General features: G+C 70.3%; 8 protein-coding genes and 1 pseudogene. 3 read left to right on the top strand and 6 right to left on the bottom strand.

Annotation, left to right across the window (positions count from 1 at the left end; genetic code table 11):
* From RWH43_RS14610 to RWH43_RS14600, 3 genes and pseudogenes are all read left to right on the top strand, one after another.
* Positions 1-307 (top strand): annotated as a pseudogene (locus RWH43_RS14610) (hypothetical protein); the annotation flags it as partial.
* 74 nt (positions 308-381) lie between these two features.
* Positions 382-1296, top strand: a complete 915-nt coding sequence (locus RWH43_RS14605; RefSeq protein WP_316001813.1) for a hypothetical protein — start codon at positions 382-384, stop codon at positions 1294-1296.
* 407 nt (positions 1297-1703) lie between these two features.
* Positions 1704-2207, top strand: a complete 504-nt coding sequence (locus RWH43_RS14600; protein WP_144833619.1) for a DUF3145 domain-containing protein — start codon at positions 1704-1706, stop codon at positions 2205-2207.
* A gap of 156 nt (positions 2208-2363) precedes the next feature.
* On the opposite strand, the gene RWH43_RS14595 is transcribed toward RWH43_RS14600, so the two are convergent.
* From RWH43_RS14595 to aceE, 6 genes are all read right to left on the bottom strand, one after another.
* Positions 2364-3602: a beta-ketoacyl-[acyl-carrier-protein] synthase family protein gene (locus tag RWH43_RS14595; RefSeq protein ID WP_144833617.1), complete on the bottom strand. Its 1239-nt coding sequence runs from the start codon at positions 3600-3602 to the stop codon at positions 2364-2366.
* A 68-nt stretch (positions 3603-3670) separates the two neighbouring features.
* Positions 3671-3919 carry an acyl carrier protein gene (locus RWH43_RS14590; protein ID WP_022880558.1) on the bottom strand — a complete coding sequence of 83 codons (249 nt, stop codon included), beginning with the start codon at positions 3917-3919 and terminating at the stop codon, positions 3671-3673.
* Between the two features lie 67 nt (positions 3920-3986).
* Positions 3987-4991 (bottom strand): beta-ketoacyl-ACP synthase III, encoded by a 1005-nt coding sequence (locus RWH43_RS14585; protein WP_316001812.1) that lies wholly within the window; start codon positions 4989-4991, stop codon positions 3987-3989.
* Complete coding sequence (locus tag RWH43_RS14580) at positions 4988-5908, bottom strand: ACP S-malonyltransferase (RefSeq protein WP_316001811.1); 921 nt, start codon at positions 5906-5908, stop codon at positions 4988-4990. Before RWH43_RS14580 ends, RWH43_RS14585 begins: the two co-directional genes overlap by 4 nt.
* A 174-nt stretch (positions 5909-6082) precedes the next feature.
* Complete coding sequence (locus RWH43_RS14575) at positions 6083-7306, bottom strand: PucR family transcriptional regulator (RefSeq protein WP_144833794.1); 1224 nt, start codon at positions 7304-7306, stop codon at positions 6083-6085.
* A gap of 76 nt (positions 7307-7382) precedes the next feature.
* Positions 7383-10109: a pyruvate dehydrogenase (acetyl-transferring), homodimeric type gene (aceE, locus tag RWH43_RS14570; RefSeq protein WP_144785112.1), complete on the bottom strand. Its 2727-nt coding sequence runs from the start codon at positions 10107-10109 to the stop codon at positions 7383-7385.
* Positions 10110-10155 lie beyond the last annotated feature (46 nt).

The following is a 10155-nucleotide window of genomic DNA, read 5'->3' as shown; positions in this document are numbered from 1 at the left end:
CGCCGCGCCCACCGGAGCCCCCGCCGCCGGCACGGCCCCGGCCGCCCCGACCGCCCCCGCCGACGGGTCCGGCCCGGGCGAGTGCGGCCCCGGCGGCCCCGCGGGTCCCGGCCACGGCCCCGGTGCCCCCGGCGCCGAGAAGCCGACCCCGCCGGCCTACGGCACTGCTCCGACCCCGCCCGCCGACGGCGAGAAGCCCACGCCTCCCGCCCCGCCGGCAGACGGCTCGGCTCCCACCCCGCCCGCGGACGGCTCGGCACCCACGCCTCCGGCCGACGGCACCGCCCCCGCCCAGCCCGGCAGCTGAGCGCCACCGCGCTGGCCGACGCGCCGCACCTTCATGTGCAGCGCGCGGTCAGCGCGGTGCGGCACGATCGGAGGGTGGCGAACACTCGTACGCGGCCGAGCCGACCTCGTCGTCCGCCCGTCCGGCGGCGTCGCCCCACCGCTCGTGCCCGGCAGCTCCGTCGCCGTCGCATCGCCTTCGGCATCGTCGCGGCCGCTCTGGTCTCTCTCGTCGTGCTGGCCATCATTCCGCTGGTCTCCCTCACCAGCGCGTGGACGACGGCGTGGAACACCGAGCAGCGTCGTCAGGCAATCGACTTGTCGAGCTTCGACCCGGGCAATCTGATCAGCGACGAGGCGTTCTACAACGGCGACGCGATGTCGGCCGACGAGATCCAGAGCTTCCTCGACGACCAGGTGGGGGAGTGCGGCAACGATTCGTGCCTGTCGGTGTTGCGCACGGATCTCCCCGCTCGAGGTCCGGTCGTGTCGGATGCCACGGGCCAGACCGTCTGCGAAGGCTACGACGGCGGCTCGCTCACGGCGGCCGAGATCATCGACCGCATCCAGCGCGCGTGCGGGATCTCGGCGAAGGTGATCCTCGTCACGTTGCAGAAGGAGCAGAGTCTCGTTGCCGGACGCGTTGCGCGCTCACCTTCGGCCGAGCAGCTCGGCGCGGCCATGGGCGCCCGCTGCCCCGACGACGCGGCGTGCGACCCGGGCATCGCGGGCTTCGCCCAGCAGGTCGCGCAAGGCACCACCGACCTCAAGTCGTACAGCGCCTCGGAGTTCATGCGTCAGCCCGGCACCCATTACCTCGCGTATTCGCCCGATCCGGCGTGCGGGGGCTCCGACGTCGCGATCGCCAACGAGGCCACGGCGGCGCTGTACAACTACACGCCCTACCAGCCGAATCCCGCGGCCCTCGCGGCACGCTGGGGCACCGGAGACGAGTGCTCGTCGTACGGCAACCGCAACTTCGCGCTGTACTGGGCGCTCTGGTTCGGCTGAGCACCCAGGTCCCTGAGCCTGTCGAAGGGACCGGGAGCCGCGCGGGGCCTCCCCACGCCGAACCCAGGTCCCTGAGCCTGTCGAAGGGACCGGAAGCCGCGCGGGGCCTCCCCACGCCGAACCCAGGTCCCTGAGCCTGTCGAAGGGACCGGATGCCGCGCGATCCCTCCCCGCGCCGAACCCAGGTCCCTGAGCCTGTCGAAGGGACCGGATGCCGCGCGGTCCCTCCCCGCGCCGAACCCAGGTCCCCGAGCCCGTCGAACGTCCCGAACCCCCGCGCCCGACGCACATCGGAATCACAGTGTTGTGATTTCGTTATGAGCGGGCGATAATGGCCGGGACAACCGAACAATCGCCACACTCCATCACAGGTCGTAGGGGAAGACGTACCTGACGGAGGAGAGACCATGGCGATCACGTCTTCGCGCGGAGTGATCCTGATCCACTCCGCGCCCCGCGCGTTGTGCCCCCACCTCGAGTGGGCGGTAGGACGCGCCCTCGGCCGTGCCGTCAACTTCGACTGGGCCGAACAGCCCGTGCTGACGGGCAGCCGCCGCGCGGAGTTCTACTGGGAGGGCCCGGTGGGCTCCGGTGCGGCTCTCGCCAGCGCCATCCGCGGCTGGGAGCACCTGCGGTTCGAGGTGAGTGAAGATCCCACGCCCCGCAGCGACGGTGGCCGCTGGATGCACACGCCGGGTCTCGGCATCCACTTCGCTCAGACCGACGCGGCCGGCAACGTCGTCATCGGCGAAGACCGGGTGCGCTACGCCATGGAGGTCGCCGCGGGCGATGCGTTCGAGCTGCAGCGCGAGCTCGACGTCGCGCTCGGCTCGGCCTGGGACGAAGAACTCGAACCTTTCCGGCACGCCGGTGACGACCAGCAGATCGTCTGGCTCCACAAAGTGGGCTGAACGCGTCTGCCTCATGCGTCGGACGGGGGAGGCGCCACTACCGGAGGCCGGTGTTCACACCCGGCACCGGGACCGCGTATCCCTCGCCTGACATGCAGAACGCCCCCTGGCATCCCGATCGCAGTCGGGGGGATGCCAGGGGGCGTTCTTACGCGGTCAGACCGAGGCGATCGCGACGACGGCGTTGTGACCGCCGAAGCCGAACGAGTTGCTGATGGCCAGCTGGTCGCCGGCACCGAGCTCCACGGGCGAGCCCGAGAGCGCGAAGGGAACGTCCGGGTCCTGCTCGGTCAGGTTGATGGTGGGGGGCGCGACGCGGTTCTGCAGGGCGAGCACCGTGAAGATGGCCTCGAGAGCGCCCGTGCCACCCAGCAGGTGGCCGGTCGACGCCTTGGTCGCCGAGACGGGGATCTCGTCGACGCGGTCGCCGAACACCGCGCGCAGGGCCTTGTACTCGTTCGGGTCACCGACGGGGGTCGAGGTGGCGTGGGCGTTGATGTGGGTGACGTCGTCGACCGACGCGCCCGCCATCTCGAGCGCCAGGTGGACGGCGCGCGCGGCGCCGTGCCCCTCGGGGTCGTTCGCGGTGATGTGGTACGAGTCGGCGGTGACGCCACCGCCCACGATCGAGGCGTAGATCTTGGCACCGCGGGCCTTGGCGTGCTCCTCGGTCTCGAGGATCAGCACGCCCGCGCCTTCGCCCATGACGAAGCCGTCACGGTCGACGCTGGCGGGCCGCGACGCGGTCTCGGGCGAGTCGTTGCGCTTCGACAGGGCCTGCATCGAGGCGAACGACGCGATGGTGATCGGGTGGATGGCCGATTCGGTACCGCCGGCGATGACCACGTCGGCGAGGCCGTCGCGGATGTGCTGCACGGCGTTGACGATCGACTCGGTGCTCGAGGCGCACGCCGACGCCACGGTGCGCGCGAAGGCGCGGGCGTTGAAGTGCAGCGAGAGGTTTCCGGCCGCCGCATTCGGCATGAGCATGGGCACCGTCATCGGCATCACGCGACGCGGGCCCTTCTCGCGCAGAGTGTCCCACGCGTCGAGCAGCGTCCAGACGCCGCCGATACCGGTGGCGAAGTCGACGCCGAGGCGGTCGGGGTCGATGTCGGGGGAGCCGGCGTCTTCCCAGGCTTCTTTGGCCGCGACCATGGCGAGCTGCGACGAGGGATCGAGCCGCTTGGCGACGGGTCGCTCGAGCACGGTCTCAGGACGCACGAGCGCCTCGGCGGCGAAGGTGACGGGCAGGTTGTACTGCTCGACCCACTCGTGCTCGAGGGAACGGGCGCCGGAGGTTCCGGCGAGCAGGGCGGACCAGCTCTCGGGTGCCGTTCCGCCGATGGGCGAGGTGGCTCCGATGCCGGTGACGACGATGCGGGGTGTGCTCATGAGCGAAGAATCCTTGGTGCGGCCGACAGGTCGTGACCGGTGGGGGCCGGAGCCCCCACCGGGAGGTGTCAGGACTGGTTCGACGTGATGAAGGTCACGGCGTCGCCGACGGTCTTGAGGTTCTTGACCTCGTCGTCGGGAATGGTGACGCCGAACTTCTCCTCGGCGTTGACGACGATCGTCATCATCGAGATGGAGTCGATGTCGAGGTCGTCGGTGAACGACTTCTCGAGGGCGACCTCGTCGGCCGAGATGCCGGTCTCGTCGGTGATGAGCTCGGCAAGGCCCGCGAGAACCTCGTCGTTGGTGAATGCCATGATGTCTCCTGTTTCTTGGGGGCGGGCCTGTCAGGCCCCGATCAGTCTAGGGTTCGACGCCGACGCGTCAGGGGAGGACGACGACCTGCGCGCCGAACACGAGTCCGGCGCCGAAGCCGATCTGCAGCGCGAGGCCGCCGCTGAGCTCGGGGTGCTCCTCGAGCAAGCGGTGGGTGGCGAGCGGGATGGATGCCGCCGAGGTGTTGCCCGTGGTCTCGATGTCGCGACCGATCACGACGGTTTCGGGCAGGCCCAGCTGCTTGGCGAACTCGTCGATGATGCGCATGTTCGCCTGGTGCGGCACGAAGGCGGCGAGGTCGCCGGGTTCGATGCCGGCGGCCTCGATCGCCTGACGCGCGACCTTGACCATCTCCCAGACGGCCCAGCGGAAGACCGTGGGGCCCTCCTGGCGCAGGGTCGGCCACGGGGCGAGGCCGTCGCGGAAGTCGGTGAGCGTGGCGTTCATGCCCACGGCATCCGCCTTCGATCCGTCGGAGCCCCAGATGGTGGGACCGATGCCGGGCGTCTCGCTCGGACCGACCACGACCGCACCCGCGCCGTCGCCGAGGAGGAACGAGATGCTGCGGTCGGTGGGGTCGACGACGTCGCTGAGCTTTTCGGCGCCGACGACCACGACGTGCTTCGCCAGGCCGGCCCGCACGAGGGCGTCGGCCTGGCCCACGCCGTAGGCGAAGCCCGCGCACGCGGCGTTGAGGTCGTAGGCCGCGGCCGGGTTCGCCCCGATGCGGTCGGCGACGATCGCCGAGGCCGACGGCGTCTGCTTGGGGTTGCTGATGGTCGCCACGATCACGGCGTCGATGTCCTCGGGCGCGACGCCCGACTTCTCGACGGCTTCGCGCGCGGCCTCGGTCGCGAGGTCAATGGCATCCGTGTCTTTGTTCGCGCGCACGCGCGTGACGATGCCGGTGCGCTGGCGGATCCACTCGTCGCTGGAGTCGATGGGCCCCACGAGGTCGTCGTTGGGCACGAAGTTCTCTCCGCGCGCGGCGCCGTAGGCATAGATGCGCGTGTGGGCGGCTCCCTGCAGCTGACGGAGGGTGGGGGTGCTCATGCCTGGTCTTCTTTCAGGAGTGAGACGGCCGCGTCGAGGTCGTCGGGGGACTTGACTGCCACGGTGGGGGTGCCGCGCAGTGCTCGCTTCGCGAGGCCCGTGAGGGCGCCGGCGGGCGAGAGTTCGATGATGCCGGTCACGCCCTGCTCGGCGAACGAGGCCATGCAGCGGTCCCAGCGCACCGGAGACGAGACCTGGGCGACCACGAGGTCGAGCGCGCGACGGCCCTCGCTCACGACGGAGCCGTCGGAGTTGGTCCACAGCGTCGTTGCGGGGTCGGACACCTGCACGTCGGCGGCGGCGGCGCGCAGCGTCTCGACGGCGGGCTCCATGAAGCGGGTGTGGAAGGCGCCAGCGACCTGCAGGGGGATCACACGGGTTCCGCGCGGCGCCTCGGCAGCGAGCTCGGCGAGGGCGGGCAACTCGCCCGCGGCCACGATCTGTCCGCCGCCGTTGTAGTTGGCGGGGGTGAGTCCGAGCGCGTCGAGGCGCTCGAGTACGGCGGTCTCGTCTCCGCCGACCACCGCGCTCATGCCGGTCTCGACGGTGGCGGCGGCCTCGGCCATCGCGCGTCCGCGGAGTCCGACCAGGCGCAGCGCATCCTCGTCGGAGAGCACTCCGGATGCCGCCAGCGCGGCGATCTCGCCGACCGAGTGCCCCGCGACGCCGGCGACGGCCGCCGTGGAGCGGTCGTTCAGCGCAGACCACGACAGCAGGCTCGCGGCGACGATCAGCGGCTGGGCGACGGCAGTGTCGCGGATCTGATCGGCATCCCACTCGGTACCGGCGGCGACGAGGTCGACGCCCGCCTGCTCCGAGAAGGCCTCGAGGCGCTCGCGCGCTCCGTCGAGTTCGAGCCACGGGGTCAGGAAGCCGGGGGTCTGCGAGCCCTGTCCCGGGAAGACGGCGATGATCACGTTTCCATCCTGCCAACGATCGGGTCCGCGCTTATGGAGATATCGACACAGATATGCGGCGTGTCTTTGTGCGCGCCGTGCATCAGCGGGCGCATTCCGCGTTCAGTGTCCAGGACATGCCGGGCGTCGCCGACCGGAAACGGCGTGTCGTGGACACTCGACGGATGCCACGCCTCAGCGCGAAGCGGACGGTCGCCGACTGGCGAGCCCGCGACGCCGCGTGGCGTCGGTGCCGATCGAGCCGAGGATCAGCGCGGTCTGCAGGATGAGCGCTTCGCGCGGCCCCGTGGCATCCCACCCGATGACCTCCGACACGCGCTTGAGGCGGTACCGCACCGTGTTCGGGTGCACGTACAGCTCGCGCGCGGTCGCCTCGAGCGAGCGCCCGTTGTCGAGGTAGCTCCACAGCGTCGCGACGAGGTCGGCGCTGTGCGCCTGCAGCGGCCGGTATACGCGGTCGACGAGCGTCTGCTTGGCGACGGCGTCGCCGGCGAGGGCGCGCTCGGGCAGCAGGTCGTCGGCCTCGACCGGGCGCGGGGCGTGTCTCCAGGCGCGGGCCACGGCGAATCCGGCGAGGGCCGCGCGGGCGCTCTGGCCCGCGTCGACGAGGGCAGGAACCGGCGGGCCCAGCACCAGATGACCCGACCCGAAACCGGGTTCGAGGCGCTTGGCGATCTCGGGGAAGGGGAGTTCGACGCCGTCCTCGCCACTGCTGCGGGCGGGCAGATCGGCGCGGCCGACCACGAGCACCAGACGCGAGCCCTGCACCCCGATGAGCACGTCGACGCCGAGCTTGCGCGCGGTGCGGCGCACCTGGTCGACGTCGAGTTGGGGGGGAGTGGTGCCCACCAGCACCGCGACTTCGCCGTGCCCATGCCAGCCGAGCGCGGCGATGCGGCTGGGGAGCTCGTCGTCGGCCTCGCCGGTGAGGATCGAGTCGACCACCAGCGCTTCCAGCCGGGCGTCCCACAGGCCGCGGGCCTCGGCGGCGCGCGCATACACGTCGGCGGCGGCGAAGGCGACCTCGCGCGAGTACGACAGCATCGCCTCGCGCACCTTCTCGCTGCGGCCGGCGACGCGCTCCTCCATCACCTCGACGGTGACGCGCACGAGCTGCAGGGTCTGGGTGAGGCTGACGCTGCGCAGCAGCTCACGAGGAGCCGCGGCGAAGATGTCGGCGGCGATGGCCGGAGTGGATGCCGGCTCCTCGAACCACTGCAGAAACGAGGTGATGCCCGCCTGGGCGACCAGCCCGACCGCCGAACGCCGGGCGGGAGGCATCTCGGCGTACCAGGGCAGCGTCTCTTCGAGGCGCTGGATCGTCGCCGTCGCGAGGTCGCCCGAGATGCGGCGGAGCCAGGTGAGGGTGTCGGCCTTCTCCTGTGCGGCGGCCGCGATCGCGCCCGCAGACCGGTCGGGCCCGGCCCCGCCCGTGGAGGCGGAACCGGACCCGTCGGTGGTGCTCGTCACGCGCTCAGGCCTCGCCACCCGCGTTGCCGCTGGTGCCGGCGTTGACGTCGTGCAGGCGGTATTTCTCGATGGCCTGACCCACGACCGCGCGGTCGACCTTGCCCTCTTCGGCCAGCGCCTGCAGGGCGCGGACGGCGAGCGAGGGGCCGTCGATCTTGAAGAAGCGACGGGCCGCGGCACGGGTGTCCGAGAAGCCGAAGCCGTCGGCGCCGAGGGTCCAGTAGTTCTGCGGAACCCACTGGCGGATCTGGTCCTGCACCGCGTGCATCCAGTCGCTGACGGCGACGACGGGGCCGTCGGCTTCCTTCAGCTTGTCGGTGAGGTAGGCCACGCGGGGCTCTTCCTCGGGGTGCAGGAAGTTGTGCTCGTCGGCGGCGAGACCGTCGCGGCGCAGCTCGCTCCACGAGGTGACCGACCAGACGTCGGCCGTCACCCCCCAGTCGTCCTTCAGCAGGCGCTGGGCCTCGAACGCCCACGGCACACCGACGCCCGAGGCGAGCAGCTGCGTGCGGGGGCCATCGCCCTCACCGGAGGAGATGTGGTGGATGCCGCGGACGATGCCGTCGACGTCGACCCCTTCGGGCTCGGCCGGCTGCACGTACGGCTCGTTGTAGACCGTCATGTAGTACATGACGTTGGGGTCGGGGTGGTTCCCGCCGTACATGCGCTCGATGCCCGAGCGGACGATGTGCGAGATCTCGTAGCCGTAGGCCGGGTCGTACGACACCGTCGCCGGGTTCGTCGAAGCGAGCAGCTGCGAGTGACCGTCGGCGTGCTGCAGGCCCTCACCGGTCAGGGTGGTGCGACCGGCCGTGGCGCCGATGATGAAGCCGCGTGCCATCTGGTCGCCGGCCGCCCATTGGGCGTCGCCCGTGCGCTGGAAGCCGAACATCGAGTAGAAGACGTAGACCGGGATCAGCGGCTCGCCGTGGGTCGAGTACGCCGTGCCCGCCGCGGTGAATGCCGCCAGGGCGCCCGCCTCGTTGATGCCGACGTGGATGATCTGGCCCTGCGGGCTCTCCTTGTACGCCAGCAGCAGCTCGCGGTCGACGGAGGTGTAGTGCTGGCCCTTGGGGTTGTAGATCTTCGCCGTCGGGAAGTACGCGTCCATACCGAACGTGCGCGCCTCGTCGGGGATGATCGGCACGATGCGGTGACCGAAGTCCTTCACCCGCAGCAGGTCTTTCAGCAGTCGCACGAACGCCATGGTGGTGGCGATCTCCTGCGTGCCGGAGCCCTTCTTCGGCAGCGCGTAGGCGGCGTCGCCCGGCAGCTCGAGGCCGACGTGCGTGGTGCGACGCTCGGGCAGGAACCCGCCGAGCGAGCGACGACGCTCGAGCATGTACTTGATCGTCTCGTCCTGCTCACCGGGGTTGTAGTACGGCGGCTGGTACGGGTTCTCGTCGAGCTGCGCGTCGGTGACGGGGATGTCCATCGCGTCGCGGAAGGCCTTGAGGTCGTCGAGCGTCAGCTTCTTCATCTGGTGGGTCGCGTTGCGGCCCTCGAAGTGCGGTCCGAGGCCGTAGCCCTTGATCGTCTTCGCCAGGATGACGGTGGGCTGGCCCTTGTGCTCCTTGGCCGCCTTGAACGCCGCGAACACCTTGCGGTAGTCGTGGCCACCGCGCTTGAGGCCCCAGACCTGCTCGTCCGTGTAGTCCTTGACGAGCTCGAGGGCGCGGGGGTCGCGACCGAAGAAGTTCTCGCGGACGTACGCGCCGTTCTCGGCCTTGTAAGTCTGGTAGTCGCCGTCGGGAGTGCTGTTCATGAGGTTGAGCAGCGCGCCCTCGGTGTCGCGGGCGAGCAGGTCGTCCCACTCGCGGCCCCAGACGACCTTGATGACGTTCCAGCCGGCACCGCGGAAGAAGCTCTCGAGCTCCTGGATGATCTTGCCGTTACCGCGGACCGGGCCGTCGAGGCGCTGGAGGTTGCAGTTGACGATGAAGGTCAGGTTGTCGAGGCCTTCGTTCGCCGCGACCTGCAGCTGTCCGCGGCTTTCGACCTCGTCCATCTCGCCGTCGCCGAGGTAGGCCCAGACGTGCGAGTCGCTGACGTCCTTGATGCCGCGGTTCGACAGGTACTTGTTCGACATCGCCTGGTAGATCGCGTTGATCGGACCGAGGCCCATCGACACGGTCGGGAACTGCCAGAACTCCGGCATGAGGCGCGGGTGCGGGTACGACGGGATGCCGTGGGGCGCCTGCGACTTCTCCTGACGGAAACCGTCGAGCTGCGCCTCGGTGAGGCGACCCTCGAGGTAGGCGCGGGCGTAGGCGCCGGGGGAGGCGTGGCCCTGGATGAAGATCTGGTCTCCGCCCGACGGGTCGTCGAGGCCGCGGAAGAAGTGGTTGAAGCCCACTTCGTACAGCGCTGCCGACGAGGCGTAGGTGGAGATGTGGCCGCCGACACCGATGCCGGGGCGCTGGGCGCGGTGCACGGTGACCGCGGCGTTCCAGCGGATCCACTTGCGGTAGCGGCGCTCGAGCTCCTCGTCACCGGGGAACTCGGGCTCGTTCTTCTGCGAGATCGTGTTGATGTAGTCGGTGGTCGGAACCATCGGCACGTTCAGGTGCAGTTCTTTCGAGCCCTTCAGCAGGCTCAGCATGATCTCGCGAGCGCGAGCCGGACCCTTCGCCTGGACCAGCTGGCGCAGGGATTCCTGCCACTCCCCGGTCTCTTCCGGGTCGCTGTCCTGCGGCCCCTGCGAATACGGATCCTGGTCGTGAACAGTCACGGAAGACCTTTCGTCGTCTGGCAGGTCATGCCAGAGAATCGCCATA

Source organism: Microbacterium algihabitans (assembly GCF_032464975.1).
Taxonomy (GTDB): domain Bacteria; phylum Actinomycetota; class Actinomycetes; order Actinomycetales; family Microbacteriaceae; genus Microbacterium; species Microbacterium algihabitans.
This window is presented reverse-complemented; position numbering and strand designations above follow the sequence as displayed.

Bases quoted from the DNA above. Each gene is read 5' to 3' on its own strand.
- RWH43_RS14600 (WP_144833619.1), top strand. From the start codon at position 1,704: ATGGCGATCACGTCTTCGCGCGGAGTGATCCTGATCCACTCCGCGCCC.
- RWH43_RS14595 (WP_144833617.1), bottom strand. From the start codon at position 3,602: ATGAGCACACCCCGCATCGTCGTCACCGGCATCGGAGCCACCTCGCCC.
- RWH43_RS14590 (WP_022880558.1), bottom strand. From the start codon at position 3,919: ATGGCATTCACCAACGACGAGGTTCTCGCGGGCCTTGCCGAGCTCATC.
- RWH43_RS14585 (WP_316001812.1), bottom strand. From the start codon at position 4,991: ATGAGCACCCCCACCCTCCGTCAGCTGCAGGGAGCCGCCCACACGCGC.